Origin of the sequence: Sphingomonas sp. LR60, assembly GCF_036855935.1 — a bacterium.
GTDB lineage: Bacteria > Pseudomonadota > Alphaproteobacteria > Sphingomonadales > Sphingomonadaceae > Sphingomonas.
Window position 1 is genome coordinate 3,082,386 of the sequence record NZ_JASPFK010000001.1, and the last position, 23,166, is coordinate 3,105,551.

Annotated in this window: 24 protein-coding genes; 23 read left to right on the forward strand and 1 reads right to left on the reverse strand. The window is 66.8% G+C overall.

Annotation, left to right across the window (positions count from 1 at the left end; translation table 11 throughout):
* Positions 1 to 24: 24 nt before the first annotated feature.
* Positions 25 to 1,917, forward strand: coding sequence for an AAA family ATPase (locus QP166_RS14505; protein ID WP_333916550.1), 1,893 nt, complete (start codon positions 25 to 27; stop codon positions 1,915 to 1,917).
* A gap of 349 nt (positions 1,918 to 2,266) precedes the next feature.
* Here QP166_RS14505 and QP166_RS14510 read toward each other — a convergent pair whose 3' ends face one another.
* Positions 2,267 to 2,569 (reverse strand): HU family DNA-binding protein, encoded by a 303-nt coding sequence (locus QP166_RS14510; RefSeq protein WP_333916551.1) that lies wholly within the window; start codon positions 2,567 to 2,569, stop codon positions 2,267 to 2,269.
* A gap of 301 nt (positions 2,570 to 2,870) precedes the next feature.
* Here QP166_RS14510 and QP166_RS14515 point away from each other — a divergent pair, with 301 nt between their 5' ends.
* From QP166_RS14515 to QP166_RS14620, 22 genes are all read left to right on the forward strand, one after another.
* Positions 2,871 to 3,275, forward strand: coding sequence for a LexA family protein (locus tag QP166_RS14515; protein WP_333916552.1), 405 nt, complete (start codon positions 2,871 to 2,873; stop codon positions 3,273 to 3,275).
* The gene (locus QP166_RS14520) at positions 3,238 to 3,852 is read left to right on the forward strand and encodes a hypothetical protein (protein ID WP_333916553.1); all 615 of its coding nucleotides are present in this window, start codon (positions 3,238 to 3,240) and stop codon (positions 3,850 to 3,852) included. Before QP166_RS14515 ends, QP166_RS14520 begins: the two co-directional genes overlap by 38 nt.
* Positions 3,853 to 3,993: 141 nt before the next feature.
* Positions 3,994 to 4,284 carry a hypothetical protein gene (locus QP166_RS14525; protein WP_333916554.1) on the forward strand — a complete coding sequence of 97 codons (291 nt, stop codon included), beginning with the start codon at positions 3,994 to 3,996 and terminating at the stop codon, positions 4,282 to 4,284.
* Positions 4,284 to 4,454 carry a hypothetical protein gene (locus QP166_RS14530; protein ID WP_333916555.1) on the forward strand — a complete coding sequence of 57 codons (171 nt, stop codon included), beginning with the start codon at positions 4,284 to 4,286 and terminating at the stop codon, positions 4,452 to 4,454. The genes QP166_RS14525 and QP166_RS14530 overlap by 1 nt, the downstream gene beginning before the upstream one ends.
* A complete protein-coding gene (locus tag QP166_RS14535) occupies positions 4,451 to 5,002 on the forward strand; it encodes a host-nuclease inhibitor Gam family protein (RefSeq protein WP_333916556.1) in 552 nt (183 codons plus the stop codon). The genes QP166_RS14530 and QP166_RS14535 overlap by 4 nt, the downstream gene beginning before the upstream one ends.
* A gap of 4 nt (positions 5,003 to 5,006) precedes the next feature.
* On the forward strand, positions 5,007 to 5,363 hold the full coding sequence (locus tag QP166_RS14540; RefSeq protein WP_333916557.1) for an HNH endonuclease: 357 nt from the start codon (positions 5,007 to 5,009) through the stop codon (positions 5,361 to 5,363).
* Positions 5,364 to 5,796: 433 nt separating this feature from the next.
* Entirely contained in the window at positions 5,797 to 6,159 is a 363-nt protein-coding gene (locus QP166_RS14545) for a hypothetical protein (RefSeq protein ID WP_333916558.1), read from the forward strand.
* A gap of 1 nt (position 6,160) precedes the next feature.
* Complete coding sequence (locus QP166_RS14550; protein ID WP_333916559.1) at positions 6,161 to 7,861, forward strand: terminase large subunit; 1,701 nt, start codon at positions 6,161 to 6,163, stop codon at positions 7,859 to 7,861.
* A 2-nt stretch (positions 7,862 to 7,863) separates the two neighbouring features.
* Complete coding sequence (locus tag QP166_RS14555) at positions 7,864 to 9,156, forward strand: phage portal protein (RefSeq protein WP_333916560.1); 1,293 nt, start codon at positions 7,864 to 7,866, stop codon at positions 9,154 to 9,156.
* A complete protein-coding gene (locus QP166_RS14560) occupies positions 9,153 to 10,082 on the forward strand; it encodes a S49 family peptidase (RefSeq protein ID WP_333916561.1) in 930 nt (309 codons plus the stop codon). The genes QP166_RS14555 and QP166_RS14560 overlap by 4 nt, the downstream gene beginning before the upstream one ends.
* Positions 10,083 to 10,104: 22 nt before the next feature.
* Positions 10,105 to 11,421, forward strand: a complete 1,317-nt coding sequence (locus tag QP166_RS14565) for a phage major capsid protein (protein WP_333916562.1) — start codon at positions 10,105 to 10,107, stop codon at positions 11,419 to 11,421.
* 79 nt (positions 11,422 to 11,500) lie between these two features.
* Positions 11,501 to 11,656 (forward strand): hypothetical protein, encoded by a 156-nt coding sequence (locus QP166_RS14570; protein WP_333916563.1) that lies wholly within the window; start codon positions 11,501 to 11,503, stop codon positions 11,654 to 11,656.
* Between the two features lies 1 nt (position 11,657).
* Positions 11,658 to 11,966, forward strand: a complete 309-nt coding sequence (locus QP166_RS14575; RefSeq protein ID WP_333916564.1) for a head-tail connector protein — start codon at positions 11,658 to 11,660, stop codon at positions 11,964 to 11,966.
* Positions 11,963 to 12,313, forward strand: a complete 351-nt coding sequence (locus tag QP166_RS14580; protein WP_333916565.1) for a head-tail adaptor protein — start codon at positions 11,963 to 11,965, stop codon at positions 12,311 to 12,313. The genes QP166_RS14575 and QP166_RS14580 overlap by 4 nt, the downstream gene beginning before the upstream one ends.
* Positions 12,313 to 12,834, forward strand: coding sequence for an HK97 gp10 family phage protein (locus tag QP166_RS14585; protein WP_333916566.1), 522 nt, complete (start codon positions 12,313 to 12,315; stop codon positions 12,832 to 12,834). The genes QP166_RS14580 and QP166_RS14585 overlap by 1 nt, the downstream gene beginning before the upstream one ends.
* Positions 12,834 to 13,235, forward strand: coding sequence for a hypothetical protein (locus QP166_RS14590; RefSeq protein ID WP_333916567.1), 402 nt, complete (start codon positions 12,834 to 12,836; stop codon positions 13,233 to 13,235). Before QP166_RS14585 ends, QP166_RS14590 begins: the two co-directional genes overlap by 1 nt.
* 50 nt (positions 13,236 to 13,285) lie before the next feature.
* Positions 13,286 to 13,522: a hypothetical protein gene (locus QP166_RS14595; protein WP_333916568.1), complete on the forward strand. Its 237-nt coding sequence runs from the start codon at positions 13,286 to 13,288 to the stop codon at positions 13,520 to 13,522.
* A gap of 68 nt (positions 13,523 to 13,590) precedes the next feature.
* Positions 13,591 to 14,031 (forward strand): hypothetical protein, encoded by a 441-nt coding sequence (locus tag QP166_RS14600; protein ID WP_333916569.1) that lies wholly within the window; start codon positions 13,591 to 13,593, stop codon positions 14,029 to 14,031.
* Positions 14,032 to 14,106: 75 nt separating this feature from the next.
* Positions 14,107 to 14,568 carry a hypothetical protein gene (locus QP166_RS14605; protein WP_333916570.1) on the forward strand — a complete coding sequence of 154 codons (462 nt, stop codon included), beginning with the start codon at positions 14,107 to 14,109 and terminating at the stop codon, positions 14,566 to 14,568.
* A gap of 17 nt (positions 14,569 to 14,585) precedes the next feature.
* Positions 14,586 to 14,999, forward strand: coding sequence for a hypothetical protein (locus tag QP166_RS14610; protein ID WP_333916571.1), 414 nt, complete (start codon positions 14,586 to 14,588; stop codon positions 14,997 to 14,999).
* 10 nt (positions 15,000 to 15,009) lie between these two features.
* On the forward strand, positions 15,010 to 19,995 hold the full coding sequence (locus tag QP166_RS14615) for a phage tail length tape measure family protein (protein ID WP_333916572.1): 4,986 nt from the start codon (positions 15,010 to 15,012) through the stop codon (positions 19,993 to 19,995).
* Complete coding sequence (locus tag QP166_RS14620) at positions 19,992 to 23,156, forward strand: hypothetical protein (RefSeq protein WP_333916573.1); 3,165 nt, start codon at positions 19,992 to 19,994, stop codon at positions 23,154 to 23,156. The genes QP166_RS14615 and QP166_RS14620 overlap by 4 nt, the downstream gene beginning before the upstream one ends.
* Positions 23,157 to 23,166 lie beyond the last annotated feature (10 nt).

Consider the following 23,166-nt stretch of genomic DNA (forward strand, 5'->3'; position numbering starts at 1 on the left):
TCGTTCACCCGCTAGACTGCTTACATGGAACTCTTCTCCGTCACGATCTCCGGCTTTCGCAAAATCGCACGCAAGGCCACACTTCGCACTAATGGCAAGGCGCTTGCACTCGTGGGCCCGAATGAAGCCGGGAAGTCGTCGGTGCTGGACGCGATCCGGTCGCTGGGCAACTCTGAAGCGTTCGAGGTGGCCGATGTATCGCGCGGTATGGGCGAGGACGATTTGGAGATAGTAGGGCGCTTTCTCCTTGATGATGACGAGCTGGAAGTCGCCGGACTGTCAGGGCCCAGCTGGCTGCAGGTCTACAAAGAATTCAGTGGCCGTCGCTCATATGGGTTCGTTCCATCACCGCCGGCTCGGGACACTAGTCACCGGGTGGTTGCGATCGATACGCTTGTCCAGCTTCTTGGGACGCGCGAGTTTGGCAATCAGCTCAGCGCGGACCTGCTGGCGCTCTTAAAAGAGTCGATAGAACAGGTGCGTGACGCCGGCTCAGATATGGATGCTGAGACGTTGAAAACAGTGCGCTCGGCAGTATCAGCGCTGAAAGACCTGACAGCGCTGCTGCCTGAGCTTGAGACCCTCGTCGTGGCGACTCGGCTCTGGACGGAGCTGGCAGAGATCGAGCGGGCACCGAACCCGGTTCGACGTGCGATCAACTCGCTTCATGATCGAGTGCCTACAATATTGTTCTTTGACGAGGATGCGAGAAATCTCGCATCTACTTACTCGATACAGCATCTAAGGCAAAAAATGCCGCGTGCGCTGCAGTCTCTGCTGGTGCTTGCCGACCTGAGACCCGACGATGTGTTCGCCGCGATTGATGCCAACGATACTGCCCGGCTTACGACCTTGGAGCATCGAGCTAACCGAACGCTCGAACGCAGCTTTAAGGAAGCGTGGCGCCAATCCGGTATCGCAGTTGCGCTGCGGCTCACTCTTGTGCAACTGGACATACAGGTCATCAATGAGCAATCAGATTTTACGCCATTAGCTGAGCGTAGCGACGGGCTCCGACAATTCGTCGCTCTTCATTCGTTTATTTCAATCAGTAGGGCGGACCGACCTGTTCTCCTGATCGACGAGGCCGAGCAAAAACTACACTATGATGCACAAGCTGACCTTGTGCAGATGTTGACCCGGCAACGTGTCGCCTCGAAGGTAATTTTCACGACGCACTCGGCCGGCTGCCTGCCTGAGGATCTCGGCCACGGAGTGCGCTTGGTGCAGCCGTGCACTGACGACGTCACGTGCAGCGCGATTGTCAACAAGTTCTGGGCTCAGGGCAGCGGCGGGTTCTCGCCTCTCCTTTTTGGGATGGGCGCGACCACACTGGCGTTCTTTCCGACCCGGCATGCCGTCTGCGTCGAGGGTCCAGGCGACATGCTGCTGTACCCCACAATGTTTCGCGAGGCGTTGAAGGTGCATGATCTCGGTTTTCAGGTGGTTCCAAACTTGTCGTCCGCGGCGCGTGGGCTGATGCCGCTGCTGCCCGAGGAGGCAAGCGGAATTGCCTTCTTGGTCGACGGAGACAATGGGGGCCTTGCAATAAGGGAAAGTCTTCTCGAGGAAGGGCTAAATGCCGAACGCATCATCATTCTCGGCGAGAGTGAAGGGCTTGAACTAGAAGATTTTGTGGCGCCTGAGTTGCTCCTGAGGGCGGCAAATTCGCTTATCAACCGTCATCACAGCGCCGCCGATCCGCTCGGCGCCGACGTAGTCGCCGGCGCACGGCGAATGGCGGCGCTGGAGCAGGCGTATGCAAATTCGACGGGGGTTGCGCTTCCAAAAGTCGAACTCGCATACGAGCTTCTCGACTTACTAGACGTGGATCCGAGCCTGCACCTGCTGGATGCGGGTAGAAGCGCCGAACTTAAAGAAATCGCTTTAAAGGTGATGGCGGCTGTGGGCGCCTGACGATCGCTTCGACTTGTTCAGCTTAGCTTCCGTCAGCGGCTTTCAGATATATACCAATGCCAATCAATCACGCTCCTGTCTGCCGCTGCACTTGGCCGATCGATGTTAAAACTTGAACTTGAACGATTGACAGGACTGGGGGAGGACCAAGGTGCGCCGAACATCGCTTTCTGAGCGGAAGCAGACGAGCGTTTGCGGGTATCCGACGGGTATAATCGGTGCCGATCGCCCTCATGCCCTAGGATGAGAGGCGATTGAGGCGGAGGGCCTCTCCGCCTCGGTCAACCAGCCGTCTTGGCTTGAGTATCTTCGGCTTTGCTCAGCGTCAGCGCGGCCCCTCGAAGATCCGTCAGCGTTTAAGCGGTGAAGACGACGCAGCGTTCAGAAGGATCTGCAGGTCTCTGCCAGCCCGGAAGAGCGGTCTACGGAATGCCTCCACCTCGACCGACACGCCAGTCTTGGGGTTTCTTCCAGTTCGCGCTTGTTGGGGACGAGTAGTGAACGTGCCGAAGCCCCGCAGTTCGACACGACCACCTTTAGACAGGCGATCGATAATCTCGTCGAAAAAGACGGAGACGATCGCGTCCACATCCTTAGCGTTGAGGGTGGAATTCCCCTCCAGCAAGGCGCTTTTCAGCTCCGAGCGAATCACTCATTCTTCTCCATCGCCTGGTTGATTGACCTGATGTAAGTCAGGCTCTGACTGCGTCTGCCGTCCTCAGATAACGATTGCAAACACACAACGGGTGACGGGAGCGTGACAATTTTTACAACTATCCTTTGAGCATGGACGATCGCTAGCGATTCCTCTGCGATCACAGCGGGGTCGGATTTCCAATATAAGGTTTTGGCAATGGCTCAAACGGCGGCGGCGCCTCGCCTCGGCCCGCTCCTCGTCACTTTCAATTTAACAAGGGTCCCGCTATGTTCCGTGGATGGGTGTTCCTCATGCATTGACAATCGAGGATGCCCGCCCGGCGAGCCGGCGGGACGAGGCTTACGACTTCATCCGATCGTACATCGTGCGGCACGGCCACAGCCCCTCGATGGAGGACGTCCGCATCGCGCTCGGCGTCAGCAAGACGCGGGCGAAGGCGTTGGTTCACCAGCTCGCCACGGCCAAGATGATTGAGCGCGTGCCCGGCGCTCAGCGCGGCATCAGCATTCCCGGCCTCTTCCGTCAGCTGGTGCTCGATGAGCTGCGGCGCGATGGGTATGTCGTCGACGCCGACGTCGTTTCGGGCGGGCCGTGTACTCAAGGTCATCTGCCCCTGATCGCGATCCTGGAGCATGTCCCTGGCCTCGTAGCCGGGGACCATCATGACCAATCAGAACACGGCGGCACTGCCCGCCTTTAGCGCTGCCGAGCGCGAACAGCAGCGCATCACTCACCTCGTGCTCGGCGCGCCGCGCCCGCGCCGGAAGATCACCAGCAAGCGGAAAAAGACGAAGGCACCCGTCGTGCTGCTCGCTCCGGGCATTGAGGAACGCGTCCAGCTGCGCGAGGCATGGTCGCACAAGCAGGGTACGCCCGAGACGCACGCCTATGCCGCAGCGCTCGCCAAGCTCGACGGCTCACTTGCCCGGCTTCAGCGCTCCGGCGCGATCGATGCGCACCAGGCGGCGGCGGCCGAGCTGATCGTCGCAGCGCACGAGCGCATCACGGCCGACGTGGCGGTGCGGACGGCCAAGCTCGAGCCGCGCAGCTCCGGCGGCGGCGCGAACGCAGCGTCGGCCGAGAGGCTCGCCGCGGTGATCCTCGAGCGGCGCTACACCGAGTGGCGCGAGCGCGTTGGCCCGTTCGCCGCCATGATGCTTGCGATCATCGTCGACAACATGACGCTCAGCGCGGCGGCGCGGCGGTGGCGCATGTCCGATCGGCGAGCGCGCGGGCTCCTGGTCGACGCGCTCGATCAGTGGGGACGTGCCCGCTGACATAGGGGTGACCTTGTGGGCAGTGTCCCCAAGGTCACGGTGCGAAACGGTCGTGAGACCGGCACAAACGACCCCGCCATAGTTGCGCCCATGAGCCCGCCTGCTCCCCGGAGCGGCGGGCTTTTGCGTGGAGGTGTCCAGATGCCCCTTCCCCCGGCTCCCGACCACTCTGCGAGCGGACTTCGGCACCGTCGCGTCATCAACGCGGCGACCCAGCCGCGCCCGAACGTAGCAGACCAGCTCGAACGCCTTACCCCGCGCTTCGACGAGCTGGCCTACCGGGCGCGGTTGGCCAAAACCCAAGCTGATGTCGACGATATAGACGAGCTGGTCCTGAATTTCTGTCGGGATCTGCGCGCGGTCGTGCGGTCGCCGGCGCCCAAGGCGGCGCCGCTCTACGTCTCACCCGACGGAACCGGAGCGATGTTCTGATGAAGACCGAACCGACCCGCCTGCGCGACATCCTCGCCGCCGGCCACCCCGACAACGCGCTCGTCGGCGTGACAATCGGCATGCTGAAGGGCTGGGTCGCGCTCAACCCGGCCGCTGCCGACCTGGCCGCCACGCCTTACGTCGGCACCGTGCAGAGCGCCGCCGCATGACCAGCGCACCTGCCGCCAACCGGTTCGCGCTGCGCGACAACGCCACGCTCGAGAAGGCAACGCCGCTGCTCCAGCGCTTCGCCCAGCTCGGCTTCGAGATCGCTGCTGCCGAGACGGCCCGCAACAAGCAGATCGCCGAGACCAACGCCATCGCAGACGAGATCGTCGCCCCGCTGGTGCAGGAGCGTGAGCGCCTGCGCGCCTCGATCGAGCCGTGGTGGCGTCGCACCGGCTTCGGCATGCTGCCGGGCAAGCGCAAGACCATGGAGCTGCTCGGCTGCATCATCGGGAGCAAGTCGGGCCGCAGCAAGCTCATGATCCCGGGCGACGACGAGGCAGCCGTGAAGGCCCTCAAGGCGTATCGCTGGGGCAAGGACTTCATCCGCGTCACCGAGGCTGTCGACAAGGCGGCAGTGGGCGCGGCGCTCAAGGGGAAGAACGGCGATCGCCTGCGTGCGATGGGCTTCTATACGTCGACCCCAGGCGAAGAGTTCGTCCTGGAAGCCGGCGAGCAGCAGGGCACCGCCGGCAACGCCACGGCCGCCTGATCAGGTGGGCAAGCTCAAGGCGATCGGCAGCAACCTCTCGAGGCTCAAGCCAGCGCTCGGCAGCCTGCCACCCGTCGAGCGCACCGCCAGCGCCGAGCGCCAGCTCTTTTCGCCATGGCGTACCTGGTACAAGTCAGCACGATGGCGCGCCCTGCGCCTGCTCGCCTTCGCCCGGGACCTGTACACCTGCCAGTGGCCTGGCTGCGGCTTCACGACCGCCAACACGTCGCTGCTGGTGGCCGACCACCGCAAGCCGCACCGCGGCGACGAAGGTCTGTTCTGGGACATCGACAACCTTCAGACGCTCTGCAAGCCGTGCCACGATCGACACAAGCAGCGGGCTGAGCGCCGCGGGGAGTGACGCCGGGGCTCCACCTTTCGGGTGGATCACGGCCTAGCCGTCGCCTGCGTGAGGATCGCTCCACCCCAGCTGCAGCCTGATTCCACGGCGCCGCTTGATTGGCAACCCGGGGGTGGGTCCGATCTCTAGGGGCGCCGCCTCCCGGGACCGGTCTCCGAGTCACGCAGAGAATTTTTCCTCGTCGGCGCCTTCGAGGTGCGCACTTTGAGGTCGGGGAGCTTGTTGAATGGCTTCTCGTAAATCTGCTGCTGAATGGTCGCGGATACAAAGTGAATACTTGTCGAGCGACGACTCGATCCGCGAAATAGCTGATCGGCACGAGATTTCCGAAGCAGCTATTCGGAAGAAAGCAAAGGCCGAGGGCTGGGATCGCCCGGTTCGCACCCGCAAACCGGTGCGCACTTTGCTGCCGGTACCGCGACCGGAGCCGACGGTGATCGAGCCGCGCGCGCCGGCCGAGCCGGTCGAAGCCGGCGCGATCGCCGACCACGGCCGGCAGCTGGTCGCCCGCATGTTCGACGAGCTCGACGCGATGACGAGCTACCAGGGCGAGCTCGAGGAGCTGATCGAGGTCGCGACCGCGAGCGACGAGGACGATCGCCGCCGCGAGGCGATGATGAAGGCGGTTTCGCTGCCCGCGCGCTCGCAGATCGCGAAGAACCTCGCGACGACGCTCAAGACGATCAACGAGGCGGCTGCGCCGGCGAAGGGGAAGAAGGCGCAGGCGCAGGAGCGCGCAGCCGCGGTTGGGCGCAAGTTCGGCGCGATCGGCGCGCCGACCAGGACGATCAACTGACATGGCCGCCTGGTCGACCGCCTGCCCCGACTGGAAGGATCGGATCCGCGATCGCCGACCGCTAATCCCGTTCTCGCCGCTCTTCCCGGCGTCGGCCGAGGCGAAGATGGCGGTCTTCACCGCGCTACGCATCGCCGACCTGGGCGTGAACCCGGCGACCGACGAGACCTGGACGATCGGGGAATCGGCCGACGCCTGGCTGCTCGACTTCGCCGCTGCGATCTTCGGCGCGTACAACGCTGAAACGGGCGAGCAGATGATCCGCCAGGGCATGCTGCTCGTGTCGAAGAAGAACACGAAGTCGACGATCGCCGCCGGCATCATGCTCACCGAGCTGATCTGCGGATGGCGGCCGTCGGACGAGAACCTGATCCTGGCGCCGACGATCGAGGTCGCCGGCAACAGCTTCAAGCCGGCCTGCGATATGATCCGCGCGGACGAGGAGATGAGCGACCTGCTCCACATCCAGGAGCACTACCGGCTCATCACGAACCGCGAGACCAAGGCGACGCTGAAGGTGGTCGCGGCCGACGCAGCGACGGTCTCGGGCAAGAAGGCCAGCCGGGTGCTCGTCGACGAGCTGTGGCTGTTCGGCAAGAAGGCCAACGCGGACTCGATGCTGCGGGAAGCGACCGGCGGCCAGGTCTCGCGGCCGGAAGGATATACGCTCTACCTCACGACGCAGTCGGACGAACCGCCCGCCGGCGTCTTCAAGGAGAAGCTCGCTTACGCCCGCGACGTGCGCGACGGCATCGTCGTCAACGATCAGTTCCTGCCGGTCCTCTACGAGTTCCCGCCTGAAATGCTCGCGGCCGACGAGCACCTGTTCCCGGCCAACTTCTATATCACCAACCCGAACCTCGGCCGATCGGTCAGCCAGAAGTGGCTCGAGAGCGAGTTCGCCGAGGTCGCCAACGCCGAGGACGGCACCAAGCAGGTCTTCTACGCCAAGCACCTCAACGTCGAGATCGGCGTCGGGCTGCGGCACGATGCCTGGATCGGCGCGACCTATTGGGCGCAGGCGAAAGCGGCGGTGGAGATCTGGGACGGCTCGATCGAGCAGTTCCTCGAGCTGGTCGAGGTCGCGGTCGCCGGCATCGATGGCGGCGGCCTCGACGATCTGTTCGGCCTGGCGCTGCTCGGCCGCCTGCGCGCGGATCCGCGCACCTGGCTGATGTGGAACCATGCCTGGGCGCACCTCGACGTGTTCGAGCGCCGCAAGGATATCGTCAGCCGGCTCAACGACTTCGTCGCCGAGAAGACGCTGATCCGCTGCGAGGATCCGACACAGGACCTGGTCGAGGTCGCCGACGTGCTCGACCGCGTGCGCGAGGCGGGGCTGTTCCCGTCCGAGGCGGCGATCGGGCTGGATCCGCAAGGCGTCGCCGCGCTGGTCGACGAGGTTATCGGGCGCGGCTTCACGGCCGAGCAGCTGGTCGCGGTGCCGCAGGGCTTCCGCCTGACCGGCGCGATCAAGGGCACCGAGCGCAAGCTCAAGGACGGCACCCTGCTCCATGCGGGTCAGGGGCTGATGAATTGGTGCGTCGGCAACGCGAAGGTGGAGCCGCGCGGCAGCGCGATCCTCATCACCAAGCAGGTCTCCGGCACGGCGAAGATCGACCCGCTGCTCGCGGGCTTCAACGCCGTCGTGCTGATGACCCGCAACCCGCGGGCCGACGCCTTCGAATATACGGGGATCTGAGCATGGGAATGATGGACCGTGCTCGAGCAGCTGTTCGTGCCTGGCGCTATACGAGCAGCTCCGACGCGATCGTCGCCGGCGACGACGGCCTCAATGACACCGGCGGCATGACGGTGCTCAACCTGCTGGGCGCCGGCGGCCGCGGGGCGCCGATGGGCGAGCACGAGGCGCTGAGCGTGCCGGCGGTGCTGCGCGCGCTGGAGGTCCTCTGCGGCCTCTTCGCCATGACGCCGTTCCATTATTACAAGCTGACCGATCAGGGGAAGGTGCGCGTCGACGATGCACCGCAGGCGCTGCTGTTCTCGACCAGCGCCAACTCGGTGCAGCCGGCGTTCCTGCTGAAGGAGCTGATGCTGGGCGACCTGCTGATGTGCGGGCGCTTCGGCAGCTACATTCACCGCGATCCCCTCTATCGGCCGATGGCGCTGTCGCGGCTGCTGCCGCACGCGATCGAGCCGGTCCAGCATTGGAACAAGGCCGACGGGCTCGAGGTCTTCTACGACGCCAGCCTGCCGGACGGCTCGCGCGAGCGGCTGACGCGCAACGACCTGTGGTTCGTGCCCGGCTTCAGCCGCGACGGCCTGCTCGGGCTCGATCGGCTCAAGCTGCTCTCCAACACCTTCGAGAACGCGGCGTCGACCAACGAGTTTGCGACCCGCTTCTGGAACAACAACGCCCAGCCCTCGACCGTGCTGACCACCAAGGCGAAGGTCGGCGCCGACGAAAAGAAGCAGATCCGCGCCGATTGGCAGCAGCGCTTCGCCGGTCCGCGCAACGCCGGCGCGACCGCGGTGCTCGACCAGGAGATGAAGGCCGAGTTCCTCTCGCACAACAACAAGGAGGCGCAGTTCATCGAATCGCGCAGCTTCTCAGTTGTCGAGGTGGCGCGTGCGTTCGGCGTGCCGCCGCATGTGCTCTTCGAGCTGGCGCGCGCGACCTTCTCCAACATCGAGCAGCAGAGCCTCGAGCTCTACCTCTACACCATGCTCGGCCATTTCGGCCGCGCGCAGGCGCACATGACGCATCAGTTCGCTGAGCCGGGGCACTTCTTCGAGGCTAACCCGGATGCGCTGCTGAAGGGCGACATCAAGAGCCGGTACGAGGCCTATTCGATCGCGATCGACAAGGGGATCCTCAACCCGGACGAGGTTCGCAACCTCGAGAACCGCAACAAGCGGCCCGGCGGCGACGAGTACCGCGTCGGATCCGGCTCGACGCTCGAGAGCCAGCAGCCCTCCAAGCCGGTCGACCATCGCCCGCCGGCGCCCGCCCAGCCCCAAGAGGACGACGAATGAAGCACCATGTGCTCGCTGCGATCCGGTCGCAGCCCTGGGCGATCATGCCCGGCTATCTCGAGGCGATCGAGGCGATCGCGCTGCGCGTCCTCGACGATCCGGCGGTGATGGCGCTCAAGGGCGACGGCCACCAGGAGCGCCAGGTCTCGGCAGTCGCCTCCATGGGCGCCCGCGCGCCGGCGACGCGCACCTCGATGCTGCGCGACGGTGTCGGCATGCTCCCGCTGCTGGGCCCGGTCTTTCCGCGCGCCAACATCATGACGGAATATTCCGGCGCGGCATCGCTCGACGTTGCGGCTGCCGATCTGCGCGCGCTGCAGGCCTCGCCTGACGTGCGCCACATCCTCATGGTGATCGACAGCCCGGGCGGCGCGGTTGCGCAGGTGAACGACTTCGCACGCCTGGTCGCGGCCTCGCCGAAGCCGGTGTCGGTTCACATCACCGGCCTGTGCTGCTCGGCTGCCTATTGGATCGGGAGCTCGGCCGCCGGCGGCATGAGCCTCGACCCGACCGGCGTCGTTGGCTCGATCGGCGTGCTGATCTCCACCTCCTACCAGGTCGAGCCGGACGCCAACGGCCGGCGCGACCTCGACATTGCCAGTTCCAACGCGCCGAACAAGCGGCCCGACCTCTCGAGTGAGGAAGGCCAGGCGCAGATCCGCCAGATGCTGGACGCGATCGAGGACGTCTTCATCGCGAACGTGGCGAAGGGCCGCGGCGTGACCGAGGCCGTCGTTCGCAACGAGTTCGGCAAGGGCGGCACCCTGACCGGAAAGGCGGCCAAGGCGGCCGGCATGGTCGACCGCATCGAGCCCGACGGCCTCGATGGGGCGATCCGCCGGCTCGCCAAGTCCGGCCCGGCAACGCCTCGGCGGACGGCCGCGGCGAACACCCTGGCTCTCGCGCAGATCCGCGCGAGAAGCTGAAACCCACCAAGGAGACGTGTCCATGCGCATCACCGCGCTCAAGACCAGCCTGGCGGCCGTCGTTGCATCGATGGACGGCATTCTGGCGACTGCTGCCAACGACAATACTCGCGACCTCACCGCCGAGGAGCAGACCGCGTTCGACGCCAAGGCGGAGGAAGCCAAGGGCCTGCAGGCGAAGATCGCCCGCGAGGAAAACCTGCTGGCGCTGAAGTCGAGCGCCGCGGCGCCCGTCACGATCCCCGGCGCGACCAACACGCCTGGCACCCAGCCCGGGCGCGTGCCCGCGGCCGTTGCCGAGAAGCCGGAGCCCGGCGCGATGGTCGGCCGTGTGGCGCTCGCGATCGCGGCGACCGGCGGCGAGGACCAGCGCCGCATGGCCGACTATTCGCAGCAGGTCTGGGGTGACGAGACCGGCCAGATCGTCGCGAACATGGAGCAGGCGACCAACACCAAGGGCGGCTACCTGGTCGACACCGCGTACAGCCGCGACTTCATCGGCCTGCTGCGCCCGCGTGTCGTGATCCGCGCCGCCGGCGCGCGCTCGGTCCCGATGCCGGACGGCAACCTGACGATGCGCAAGCAGACCGGCAGCACCAACGCGGGCTATGTCGGCGAGCGCACGCCGGCGCCGACCACCGACCTGACCGTCGGCACGCTCAACATGTCGGCCAAGACGCTGCGCGCGCTGGTGCCGATCACCAACCAGCTGATCCGCCGCGCCTCGTACGGCGTCGACGCCATGGTGCGCGACGACCTGATCACCTCGGCCGCGATCAAGGAGGACATGCAGTTCCTCCGCGGCGCCGGCTCGTCGGTGGCCCCGACCGGCCTGCGCTCGCTGATCGTCGCCGGCAACGTGCTGACGATGACGGCCAACCCAACGCTGGTGACGGTGCGCTCGGACATGGCGCGCCTGAAGCTCAAGGTGGTCAACGCCAACGTGCCGCTGTCGAAGTGCGCGTACATCATGTCGCCGACCGTCAAGTCGTTCCTCGAGAACATCACCGACGGCAACGGCAACAAGGCGTTCCCGGAAGTCGCGGAGGGTCGCTTCGGCACCTACCCGATCTTCGAGACCACGTCGGTGCCGGACAATCTCGGCGCGGGCACGAACGAGTCGGAGGTCTACTTCGGCGACTTCGAGCAGTTCCTGATCGGCGACACCCAGCAGGTGACGCTCGCCGCTTCGGACAGCGCCGCCTACGACGACAACGGGACGATGCGCTCGGCGTTCTCCAACGACGAGACGGTGATCCGCCTCATCGAGGAGCACGACACCCAGCTGCGCTACGACGCCGCCTTCGCGGTGCTCACCGGCGTCACCTGGAAGCCGTAACAGCTTCGCCGCCACCCACCATCACCACCCTCGAAGGGCGTCCGTAAGCGGGCGCCCTTCGCGTTTCTGGAGAGCCATCATGGCCGTCAAATTCCTCGAAGCCTGCCAGCAGGGCTCGCTTTACAACAAGGGCGAGATCGCCGGTTTCGACAAGGAAACCGAGAAGCGCCTGATCGAGCAGAAGTTCGCCGAGCCGTACAAGGCGCCGGCGGGCAAGACCGAGCCGGCCGCCTAAGATGGCCGGCGTGGTGGGGAGCGATGGCACCGTGCTGACGCTCGCCGCCGCGCGCGAGCACCTGCGCATCGGCAGCCAGCCGCTGGACGCTGGCCTGTTCGCCGCGGCCGAAGGACGCATCGAAGCGTTTCTCGGCCGCGAGCTGGTCGGTGCTACCGGCTGGGCGACCGCCGAGGAGGTCCCGGCGCTGGTGATCCACTGCGTCAAGCTCGCGCTGTCGGATCTGTTCGTGAACCGCGAAGCGCCCGAGCTTACCGATGACCAGCTGCGCCCGATGATCGGCCGGCACATGGTGATCACGCTCGGATGATCGTCGTGCGCCCCAGCGAGCTGGACACGCCGGCGCGGCTCGAGCGGCCGATCGCCGACGATAGCTTCACCGGTGCCGGCTCCGGCGCATGGGCGCTGGTCGACGAGATCTGGATCGGGATCCGCGACCTGTTGCCAAGCCGGGGCGAGCAGACCGCCAATGGCGCTACCGTTGCCACGCGCCGTTCGCGCGTGCGCATGTATTTCCGCGACGACGTGACGCCAGACATGCGGCTGGTGACCGCCGATCGCACGATGCAGCTGGTATCCGAGCCGGCGATGCTCGGCCGGCGCTCCGGCCTCGAGCTCATGGTCGAGGATTACCGCCCGGCCGGGAACGCCGCCTGATGACCGTGACCGTCAAAGGCTTGGATCAGGTCCAGCGCTATATCAGGAATGCGCCCACCCGCATCACCCGGGTGCTGCAGGGCGCCGGTCGCATTTCAGGCAAGGTGGTCGGCCAAGAGGCGCAGGAAAACGCGCCCTCCGACGAGGTAGAGGTAACCGTCGCCGCCAAGGCCCTCGATGGCCGCATCAAGGTGCGGATCGATGTCGCCAAAGGCTGGGGCCGATCGCTCGCGATCTGGGCCGAATACGGCACCGCGGGCCACTACATCAGCGTCGACGCGCGTCAGTCGGGCGGAAGGACCGCGCGGCGCACCAATAAGCTCGAGCGCGACGGCGTGCTGGTCATCAACGGCCAGCCGGTCGGCAAAACCGTCTGGCACCCGGGCGCGAAGCAGGAAGCCTTTATGCGGCCCGCGCTCGACAAGAAGCGCGCCGAGGCGATCCGTGCCGGGCAGGCCTTCATCAACGAGCAGGTCCGCAAAGGTGCCCTGGCTGGTCGCCCGATCGACGAGGTGGACTGATGACCAGCGTCGAGATCCTCGGGTTGCTCCTGCGCGGTCATGAGCCGCTGACGGACGTGGTGCCGATCGCGCGCATCAAGGCTGGCCGGCTGCCGGAAGACGCCGCCTTGCCATCACTGCTGATCCGCGAGGTCAGCATCGTTGATCGGCACACGCTCAGGCGCACCGGCTGGTCGCGCTCGACCGCGCGCGTGTCGGTGATGGTGCGCGCCGTCTCCTACGCCGACCAGCTCGCGGTGATGAAGCTGGTCCGCGGAATCCCGACCGGCGCGATCGGCGCGGTCGGCGATGCCGGCAGCGTGGTGGTTCATCTCGCCGGCGGTGGCCCTGACGTGATCGGGCCGGCCGACACCTTCGAGAAGACGCAAGATTTCCGGGTGGCCTTCGACACCCTGGACTGACCTTCCGCCCGGCCCCTCCCGCCGTGCGGCTGTTCCCCTGGAGAAACCGCATGAACAAGAAGCATTACGCCGCGCGTGATTTCAGCGACGCGGGCACGCAGCGCAATTTCACCGCCGGCGAGCACGTCGACGTGAGCGCGGCCGAGCTGGCCAACTACCGCGCAGCCGGCCTGGTCAACACCGACGGGCCGCAGGAGCCTGAGGCTGCTGTCGCCGAGGTCACCACCACCACCGCGGCGCCGGCGAAGCCGAAGCGCACGCGCAAGTCGAGCAAGACGCTCAACTGACCCGCCTTGCCCGCATCCGCGGGTGACTGCAGCCGGCAGTTCCGGCTCGCCCACAGGGAGAAAACACCATGGGTTCCACCACCGCGGCGGGCACGGCGCTCGCCATTTCCGCCGGCGCCCCGGCCGCACAGACCGCGGCCGGCTTCGCAGCGCTCGCCTTCACCGAGATCGGCGGCATCGACAAGATCGGCACGATCGGCGCGAGCTTCGGCAAGACCGAGTTCCAGCCGCTCAAGGGGCCGAAGGACAAGCTGAAGGGGGCGGTCGATTACGGCCAGCTCTCGCCGTCGGCCGCTTACGACGAGGCCGACGCTGGTCAGACCCTGCTGCGCACCGCCGCTGAGGACGAGACCAACAAGCTCTACGCCTTCAAGGTCACGTATCCGACCGGCGCAGTCCGCTACTGCCAGGGCCGCGTGTTCGGTGCGCCCGAAAGCGTCGATGGTGCGGAATCGGTGCTGATGATCAACGCCGACATCGGCATCTGCACCAAGCCCATCAAGGCCTGATCCCAACCCCATTCCGGCCCCTAGCCGGATCATGAGCATCGGCCCGCCCTGCGCTTCGCGGGACGGGGCGGGCCGGTGCATCCCGCGAAACTTCCCGCGAAGGAAACATTTGCCATGAAGATTGCCTTGCTCGCCTCGGTTGCGACCGCCTTTTGCCACCTCAAGGGTCCCGACGGGGTCCCGCTCTTCGACGCCGGCGAGAAGGTCGGCATCGACCTGTTCGGCCCGGGCTCGGCCGAGCACGGCCAGATCGAGGAGCGTCAGTCGGCGCGCGTCGTGAAGCGCATGGCCGACAACGAGAACAAGATCGCGCACGTGCCGCTGGCCACCCGCCGCGTCGAGGCGGCCGAGGATCTGGCTACGCTGACCGCCGGCTTCCGCCACATCGAGCATGATGGGCCCGACGGCACCCCGCTTTCCGGCACGGCGCTCTACCACGCGGTCTATTCCGACCCGGCGCTCGGCTGGATCAAGGAGCAGGTCGTCAAGTTCGTTGGTGACTGGGGAAAGTTCACGCCCGGCTCGCCGACGAGCTGATCCTCTGGGTGCGGCAGATGGCGTGGCTCAATGCCACGCCGAAGCCGCCCACCGGATCCAGGCGAGCCGATCCGGAGCGTCAGGTCAGCCGCCTGACGCGGATCGACCAGCTGAAACGGGACAAGCTGCCGATCCCGATGCCGCCGAACCCGGCGCCGCACATCACCGGCTGGCTGATCGCCATGGGCATCGTCCAGCCGACCGGCATGGGGATCGCGGCGCTGGGATGGGCGGAGATCGCCGGCTGGCAGCAGTCGATGTGCATCCGCCTGTCGCCCTGGGAAGCCAACCTGCTGCGCACGCTGTCCTCGGCCTACGTGGCCGAGAGCCGCCGGGCCGAGAGCGAATTGTGCTCCGCCCCGCATCAGGTCGCGGTCACGCAACGCGAAATCGACGTCGAAGTAGCGCGGCTCGAGCAGCTGCTGGGATGAGGAGGTCCGCATGGACGAAGACGGCTCCCCCGGCTTTGGCGTCGGTTTCGACATCGACTTCGGCGACAGCTTCGGCGGGCTCAAGACGCTCGACGATCTGATCGGCTCGACGGCTGCCAACGCGGTGCGCGAATTCCAGCGCATCCAGGGCGCGGTGGTGAGCGGCACCGACCTCAAGCGCGCGGCCGACGAGTTCCGCTCGCTTGGCCGCGAGACCCGCAGCGCCGCGCAGGACTTCGCCCGGGTCGAGCGCGAGACCGAAAGCCTGGTGCGTCAGCTCGAGCGGCAGAACGCCACCTTCGGCATGTCGCGCCAGGAGCTGCAATCGCTCAAGATCGCGACAGCGGCCAAGGCGGCCGAAGACCGCGGCATGGTCGAGCTGGTCGGCCGCCTGCGCACCGAGGAAGCGCTCCTCAACGATCAGCGCGCCAAGGCCGCCGCGGCAACCGCGGCCGAGGCGCAGGCGACGCGCGAGGCAGCGCAGGCCTATCACATGTTCGAGGCGGCCGCCCGGAAGGGCGCCGAGGCGATGCGTGAGGCGGCCGCGGCCGAGAAGGCGTTGGACGCCGAGCGCCATGCGCAGGGGATCCGCTCGGCCGCGCTCGCCTATGAGATGTTCGAGGCCCGGGCCCGGGCAGGCGCGCGGGCGATGCGCGAGGCCGATGCCGAAGCGCGTAAGCTGTCGCTCGAGCAGACCGCCCAGGAGGCGCGCAGCGCTGCGCTCGGCTTCCAGCTCTTCGAGACGCACGCCCGCCAGATGGCGCAGGCCGCGCGCGATGCCGCCCAGGCGGAGGCCACGCTCGCGCGCGAGACTTCCGCGGTTCGTGCGTCGCTCGACCCGATGTTCGCTGCGCAGCGCCGTTTCGACGACGAGATGGATCGCGCCGATCGGCTGCTGGCCGCCGGCGCGATCAGGCAGCACGAATATGCCGCCGAGACGAACCGCGCGCGTGAGGCGCTGGCAGCGCACGCGCGCCAAGTCGCCGGCACCGGCGACGTCGTTGCAACCGGCTCGAAGAAGTTCGCCGCCGGCGTCGACGAGGTCGAGAAGTCGGTTCGTCGGCAGGGCTTCGCCGTCCAGCAGCTCGCGCTGCAGTCGCCCGACATCATCCAGGGCCTGCTCACCGGGCAGAAGCCGCTGACGGTCCTGATCCAGCAGGGCGGCCAGCTCGTGCAGGTGGCAATGATGGCGCAGGGCGGGATCCGCGGCTTTGCCGCCGAGATCGGCATGTTCGCGCTGCGCTTCGCGCCGCTGATCGGCCTCGTCGGCGCCGCGACTGCTGGCTTTGCGCTGTTCAACCGCTGGATCAACCAGGGCGTCACCAACGACGATCTGACCCGTAACCTCGGCAAGATCACCGGCGGCGCGAACGCGACCAAGGCCGAGCTGTTCAAGCTGAAGGACGAGACGGTCACCTGGGCCGACACGTCCAAGGCCATGTTCGATGTGGTTGGCAAGGACGTGATGGCCGTCTTCGTCAACGACGTGAAGTCGATGGGCAAGGACGTGAAGACGCTGCTCGACGATCTCACCTCCTACGGGCGGCAGGCATTGGCAGGCCTGTACGCCGGTCTCGCGGGCACGAAGTCCTATCTCGGCGAGATCGAGAAGGGTGGCTTCCTGGGGCTGGGCAAGATGCTCGTCGGACAGGGCGATCCCAAGCTGCTCGAAAAGACCTATGGCGCTGCGTACAACGCGGCCGATAGCTATCTGACGAAGCTGGGCGGCCGGATCCGCAAGGCGGCCGTTGACAATGCTCGCGACCGGCTCGCCGACAAGATTGGCTTCAATGATCCAAAGTCGCCGAAGGTAGACCGCCACGCCGAGCAGCTCGCGCGCCTGGCCGCGGCCGAAGAGGCGCAGATCGCCGGCCAGTACAAGATCGCGGCTGCGTACCGGGTATCGGGCGCCGCAGCGCTGATCGCCGAGGCCGAGGTGAAGGCTGAGACCGCGGCAATCCTCAAGCGCGGCGAGGCCGAGGCGTTCATCTCGCGCCAGATCCGGCTTGCGGTCGCGCAGCGCGTCGCGGATTCCGCGCGAAGCTCGGCCGCCATGCGGGAGCAGGCCGCGCAGCAGCAGCTGGTCAACGACGACGTTGCCGCCGGCGTCATCCCGGCCGAGCGCGCCGCGGAGCTGCTGAAGGACCGCATGGCGGATCTTCCGCTGCTCGCCGCGCTCGAGGCCGCGCGCACCATCAAGGGCAAGGAGGGCACGCGCGCCGTCGAGGAGGCCAACAAGGCGCTCGCCGACGCTCGCGCGGCACGCGACGCGCTCACCGATGCCGAGCGCCGCGCCGCACTGCAGGCCGCGCAGGGCGGTGCCAACGATCGGCTCGAGCAGCTCCAGGAAGAGATCCGCCTGATCGGTGCGACTGACGCGGCGCGCGCGCGATCGATGGCGATCCTCACCGCGACCCAGGAGGCCGCGCGCCGGCAGTGGACCGGGCCCGATGCGGCGAAATACATCGAGACGCAGGCGAAGATCGCCGAGGGCGAGGTGCAGCGCCAGCTGCTCACCGACGCGCTCAACAACAGCCTCAACCATCAATCCGAGCTGCTCGACGGCATCGCCACCAACGTCACCAACGCTGCGCGCGGCATGGCCGACGCGTTCGGCGACGTCGGGCGTGCGATCGGCGATACCGCCGCGATCTTCGCGCAGTTCCGTGCCGACCAGCAGCGCCTGACCGACGTCTATCGCCAGCAGCTGAAGATCGCGAACCAGCTGCCGGCAGGTGAGGCGAAGACGGCCGCGCTGCGCCGCGCCAACGCGCAGTATGAGGTGCGAACCGCGACCGCCCAGATCGGGCTCTACGGCGACATGACCTCGGCCGCGAAGGGCCTCTTCGATGAGAAGAGCCGCGGCTATGCCGCCCTCATGGCGGCCGAGAAGGTCTACCGCGCCTTCGAGTTCGCCATGTCGGTCCGCGCGATGGTCCAGGACGTCAGCGAGACGATCGCGTCGGTCGCGAACAGCGGCGCCCGTGCTGCGGCGAACGGCGCCGAGGGCGTGTCGGCGCAGGCCAAGCTGCCCTTCCCGTTCAACCTGGCCGCCATGGCAGCGACCGCGGCCGCGCTTGTTGCCGCCGGCGTCACGATCTTCTCGTCGCGCAGCAGCGGCGCGAGCGCGCCGGTGACCAACACCGGCACCGGTACCGTGCTCGGCGATCCCGCCAAGCAGTCGGAGAGCCTCAAGCGCTCGGTCGACAACCTGGCCGGCATCGAATCCGCCACCAGCATCTACACGCGCGAGATGCTGGCTTCGCTGCGCTCGATCGAGGGCGCGATCGGCGGGGTTGCGGCGCAGATCGTACGCGCCGGCGACGTCGACGCGTCGGCCGGCGTGACCGAGGGTTTCCAGAAGAACCTGATCGGCTCTGTGCTCAGCAAGATCCCGCTGATCGGCGGCATCCTGGGCGGGCTGTTCGGCAGCAAGACCGAGGTGACTGGCAGCGGCCTGTTCGCCAAGGATCAGACCCTCGAAAGCATCCTCTCGCGCGGCTTCGACGCGTCCTACTATTCGGACGTCAAGAAGACCTCGAGCTTCCTCGGCATCAAGACGGGGTCGAAGACCTCGACGCAATACACCGGCGCGAGCGGCGAGCTCGAGGGGCAGTTCACACTGATCCTGCGCCAGTTCAACGACGCGATCGCGTCGGCCGCCGGGCCGCTCGGCCAATCGACCGACGAGATCCAGCGCCGGCTTAACGGCTTCGTGCTCAACCTCGGCAAGGTCGATCTCAAGGGCCTGACGGGCGAGCAGATCGAGGAGAAGCTCAACGCCGTGTTCGGCGCCGCGGCCGACAACATGGCCGCGGCCGCGTTCCCGGGCCTGTCGCGCTTCCAGAAGGCCGGCGAGGGTGCATTCGAGACGCTGACGCGCGTCGCCTCGACCGTCGAGGCTGTCACCACCGCGCTCGATCTCCTGGGCGGCAGCAGCCGCGTGCTGGGCATCGACATGAAGGTGGCGCTTGCCGATCAGTTCGACAGCGTCAGCGACTTCACCGGGGCGGTGCAGGCCTATGCCGACGCCTATTACACCCAGGAGGAGAAGCAGGCGGCGCAGGCGGCGCAGATGAACCGCGTGTTCGCGAGCCTCGGCCTGACGGTACCGCAGACGCTCGCCGGCTTCCGCCAGCTCGTCGAGGCGCAGGACCTCACCACCGCGGCCGGGCGCTCGACCTATGCCGCGCTGCTCAACCTGGCGCCGGCGTTCGCAGATCTGAAGACCGCCATGGACGGTGCCAAGAGCGCAGCCGACGTGCTCGCCGAGCGGCAGGATCTCGAGCGCCAGCTGCTCGAGCTGTCGGGCAACACCGCGGCGATCCGCGCGCTCGAGCTCGCCAAGCTCGATGCCAGCAACCGCGCGCTGCAGGAGCAGATCTGGACGCTCCAGGACGCGCAGGAAGCGGTCAAGGCGGCCAAGGAGCTGAGCGACGCGTGGAAGTCGGTCGGCGACACCATCATGGACGAGGTCAACCGGATCCGCGGCTTGAACGAGGCCGACACCGCCGGCGGGTTCGCGGCGATCATGAGCCGCTTCAACATCGCCTCGAACGCTGCGCGAGGCGGCGACCAGGACGCCGCCAAGACCCTGCCGCAGCTATCGCAGGCGCTGCTCGCGGCGGCCGCGAACGCTGCGACCAGCAAGCAGGAGCTCGACCGGGTCAAGGCGCAGACGGCGGCATCGCTCGAGGCGACCTACTCGGCGATCAGCATCTTCGCGGCGAACGCCGGTGGGCCTGGCACGGCCGCGAACGATCAGCTGAGCGCCAGCTCGGCGGCGAATGAGGCGGCGAGCGCATCGCAGCTCTCGGAAGACACGCTGGCCGAGACGCTGGCGCAGCTGCTCGAGGAGACCGTCGGTATGCGTCGCGAGAACAACGCCGGCCATGCCGCCACTGCCGGCAACACCGGTCGCATCGCAAAGAAGTGGGATGCCGTGACCGAGGCCAGCGGCGGCGACGCGATCAGCATGACGCTGGCCGCCGCATGAGGGTCGTCCTGGACAGCGGCGAGTCGATCGAGCTCGGCACGGTCGAGACCGCGCCGACAATCACGATCACCGACTATAGCCGGCGCGTGACCGATGACTTCGGCGTGACGACGGTCGTGGAGCGCGGCTTCTCGCGCCGCATGTCGGTCAAGCTGAAGCTGCCGTTCGCCGACGTCGACGTGCTGCAGCGCAGGCTGGCGAGCCTTCGCGCGACGCCGGCGAAGTGGATCGCGGACGAGCAGATCGCCTGGCTGTCCGCGCGCGGCTTCTTCAAGGACTTCGATCTCGACCTCAACCTTCCGCCGGTCAGCTATTGCACGCTGAGCGTCGAAGGGTTCGCGCAGACCGAAACGGCAGCGGATCCGGGCATCAACCCGACCCTTAGCGGCGGCACCCCTACCCTGCGCCTGCTGCAGCCGGTCGCGCTGGGCGAGGCGATGCTGGCGCAAAGCAGCGTCGCGGAGAACGATGAGGCATCGTGGGCAGCCGCGACCACCTACGCCGCCGGCGTGCGCGTCATGCGGGCGCATGTCGTCTACGAGAGCCTCGTCGCCGGCAACAAGGGGCGCGATCCCGTCAACGATCCGGCGGCCTGGCTCACCGTCGGGCCGACGAACCGCTGGGCGATGTTCGACCAGGCGCTCGGCACCGCGACCACCGCCAGCGGCTCGATCGTGGTCGGCCTCGAGGCAGGCTCGGTCAACGCCGTCGCGCTGCTCGACGTTGCCGGCAGCACGGTGCGGGTGCAGGCAACCGGCTACGATCGCACGGTCGCGGTCGGCGCCGGCGCGATCACGTTCCTCGACCTTCCGACGACGAGCGGCCGGGTCACGGTCACGATCGCCGGCAGCGGGCAAGTTTCCGTTGGCACGCTCCTGGTCGGCACGGTCGTCGGGCTTGGCACCACCGAGCAATCACCGAGTGCTGGCATTACCGATTACAGCCGCAAGGAGGTCGACGACTTCGGCGGCGTGACGGTGGTGCCGCGATCGTGGGCGAAGCGCATGTCGGTCCGCGGCATGCTGCGCACCGATGCAGTCGACGCGGTTGCCAACCGGATCGCCGCCGTTCGCGCGCGTCCCTCGCTGTGGATCGGCGACGCCGGCACCGACAGCCTGACGGTCTACGGCCTCTTCAAGGAATTCTCGATCGAGGTCGGCGAGCGCTACAGCAAGCTGTCGCTGTCGATCGAGGGGCTGAGCGAAGCCGCGCCGATCAACCCGGGCCTGCCGACCGGCGGCAACACGGCCTGGCCGGACGTGACCGATCCGCTCGGCACGAAGCCGACCGACAACGCCGACAAGACGAGCGCCAACACCTCGAAGGACACCGCGGCGGTCGGCGGCAAGCCTTCGGCCGACGTGCTGAAGGAAATCGCGGCAACCACCGCGCAGCAGAAGCAGCTGACGGACGTCACGATCCCGGCCGTTAACAAGGCGGTGGCCGACGCCGGCGACAGGATCACGGCCGCCCAGGCACGCGCCGACCTCGCTATTCAGAACGCCGACACGGTCAACAAGCGCGTCGACACGCTGATCGCCGAAGGGGGCGATGGCAGCGACGGCGTCGACACAGTCGCTCGCGCCGAGATCCAGCGCGTTGATGAGGCGGCAATCAGCCGCGATGCCGCCGCGGCGCGCGAAAGCGTCGCGATCGAGGCGCGGATGAGCGAGCGGGTCAGCGCCAGCGCCCGCGACCTCACAACGGCCTACACCGAAGCGGATCGGGCGCTGGGCAGCCGGTCGACGGTACTCGAAGCCTCGGCAGTCGCGGCGAAACCGGGCTCCCTAGTGGCAAACAGCAACTTCGCGTTTTGGCCCGACGCTGCTGTGATTCCACCGGGTTGGGTCGTGTGGAACCAGCCGATGCAATTGAGCAGGGTTCTGCCGGATGGATCGAGCGCCGGCTGGGCCATGAGAGCTGCCGCACCTGAGGACTATCAAACCGGCATCGCTCAGTTCGCGATGCGTTTCCAGCCAGGCTGGTACGTCATGGAGGCCGACGCGGCTTTGATGGGCGGCGATTGGAGCGGAAGCGGTCTGACGATTCAAGGATATACTTCGCTCGATTTCGCTAGGGAGCCGGATGCATCCGGGGCCGTCGGGCGTAATCCCGCGGGGATTGGCGTGCGACGCCGTTGGTCAAAACTGGTCTATATCGATCAGGCTCTGAACAACTGGCACCTCATGCAGAATTGGTCGTTCTTTGCGCCCATGTCGGCCAAAACGATCGACTGGTATCATTGTGATATTCGCCCCGCCTCCGATGCGGAAGTAGCTGCCCGCAAAGCGATCGACGTCACAATCCCCGCCGTCGCGGCTCGCGTGAAGGCGTCTGAGGATACGCTCGCGGATTTGCCGAACCGGTACTCCGCCGCGTCTCGCACCGCCGCCCTCGAGGCGCAGGTCAACTTCGCGACCGATAGCGGCCTAAAGCGGTCGCTCGAAGCGACTGTCGAGAGCCGGGCAACGGCGATCGCCGACTCCAAGGCGGGGGCGGTTGCGCAGACGGTCGAAACCGTCCGCTCGAACCTCGACGGCCGCGTGGGACAGGTCGAAGTACAGGTCGGAGCAATTTCCGGCATTGATCAGCGGACGTCGGTCTACTGGCGCGTGGTGGGCACAACGCCAGACGGGCAGTTCATGCTCAGCCTGTCGAAATCGGACGGCACCTCGCCCCTGTTCTACGTCGGCGCAAACATGCGGATCGCGGGAGATCTCATCGTCGATGGTGCTGTTACGCTTCTCAAGCTGAACCGCGGCACGATGACCGCTACGACCGAAGCAAGCCGCACAGGGCCTTTTCAGGCACCATTCGGCCCCAACGTTGCTCCGGTCGACGGAGTGACGGGCGACATGCCGATTGGTGAAGGGGGATCGCTCTACTTCACCGTCAACGCAACTCAGATTGGTTCGACCAACGGCGCGGTCACGGCGGCTTACCCATCCGTGCAGCTGCTCGACACCAACAACAACGTGCTGGGCGATTACAGGCTTCCCTTCGCTGACAGCCGCACCGGCGGCCTCGCAAATTACGTCGTGCGTGCAATCAACCTCTGGGGGGCGCGCGTCATCCGCTGGCGCATCGTCAACCGCGGCGCTGACGGTGCGGCAACGAACATGAACAACCCGGCGGTCTCGCTCTACTGGACCGCGCTCTGAGGTGCCTTCC

What these genes read in the sequence shown, in the direction of transcription:
- QP166_RS14525 (WP_333916554.1), top strand. Translation starts at nt 3,994, where the DNA reads ATGCCCCTTCCCCCGGCTCCCGACCACTCTGCGAGCGGACTTCGGCAC.
- QP166_RS14530 (WP_333916555.1), top strand. Translation starts at nt 4,284, where the DNA reads ATGAAGACCGAACCGACCCGCCTGCGCGACATCCTCGCCGCCGGCCAC.
- QP166_RS14560 (WP_333916561.1), top strand. Translation starts at nt 9,153, where the DNA reads ATGAAGCACCATGTGCTCGCTGCGATCCGGTCGCAGCCCTGGGCGATC.
- QP166_RS14555 (WP_333916560.1), top strand. Translation starts at nt 7,864, where the DNA reads ATGGGAATGATGGACCGTGCTCGAGCAGCTGTTCGTGCCTGGCGCTAT.
- QP166_RS14620 (WP_333916573.1), top strand. Translation starts at nt 19,992, where the DNA reads ATGAGGGTCGTCCTGGACAGCGGCGAGTCGATCGAGCTCGGCACGGTC.
- QP166_RS14600 (WP_333916569.1), top strand. Translation starts at nt 13,591, where the DNA reads ATGGGTTCCACCACCGCGGCGGGCACGGCGCTCGCCATTTCCGCCGGC.
- QP166_RS14610 (WP_333916571.1), top strand. Translation starts at nt 14,586, where the DNA reads ATGGCGTGGCTCAATGCCACGCCGAAGCCGCCCACCGGATCCAGGCGA.
- QP166_RS14505 (WP_333916550.1), top strand. Translation starts at nt 25, where the DNA reads ATGGAACTCTTCTCCGTCACGATCTCCGGCTTTCGCAAAATCGCACGC.
- QP166_RS14595 (WP_333916568.1), top strand. Translation starts at nt 13,286, where the DNA reads ATGAACAAGAAGCATTACGCCGCGCGTGATTTCAGCGACGCGGGCACG.
- QP166_RS14615 (WP_333916572.1), top strand. Translation starts at nt 15,010, where the DNA reads ATGGACGAAGACGGCTCCCCCGGCTTTGGCGTCGGTTTCGACATCGAC.
- QP166_RS14535 (WP_333916556.1), top strand. Translation starts at nt 4,451, where the DNA reads ATGACCAGCGCACCTGCCGCCAACCGGTTCGCGCTGCGCGACAACGCC.
- QP166_RS14520 (WP_333916553.1), top strand. Translation starts at nt 3,238, where the DNA reads ATGACCAATCAGAACACGGCGGCACTGCCCGCCTTTAGCGCTGCCGAG.
- QP166_RS14570 (WP_333916563.1), top strand. Translation starts at nt 11,501, where the DNA reads ATGGCCGTCAAATTCCTCGAAGCCTGCCAGCAGGGCTCGCTTTACAAC.
- QP166_RS14575 (WP_333916564.1), top strand. Translation starts at nt 11,658, where the DNA reads ATGGCCGGCGTGGTGGGGAGCGATGGCACCGTGCTGACGCTCGCCGCC.
- QP166_RS14550 (WP_333916559.1), top strand. Translation starts at nt 6,161, where the DNA reads ATGGCCGCCTGGTCGACCGCCTGCCCCGACTGGAAGGATCGGATCCGC.
- QP166_RS14590 (WP_333916567.1), top strand. Translation starts at nt 12,834, where the DNA reads ATGACCAGCGTCGAGATCCTCGGGTTGCTCCTGCGCGGTCATGAGCCG.
- QP166_RS14565 (WP_333916562.1), top strand. Translation starts at nt 10,105, where the DNA reads ATGCGCATCACCGCGCTCAAGACCAGCCTGGCGGCCGTCGTTGCATCG.
- QP166_RS14580 (WP_333916565.1), top strand. Translation starts at nt 11,963, where the DNA reads ATGATCGTCGTGCGCCCCAGCGAGCTGGACACGCCGGCGCGGCTCGAG.
- QP166_RS14585 (WP_333916566.1), top strand. Translation starts at nt 12,313, where the DNA reads ATGACCGTGACCGTCAAAGGCTTGGATCAGGTCCAGCGCTATATCAGG.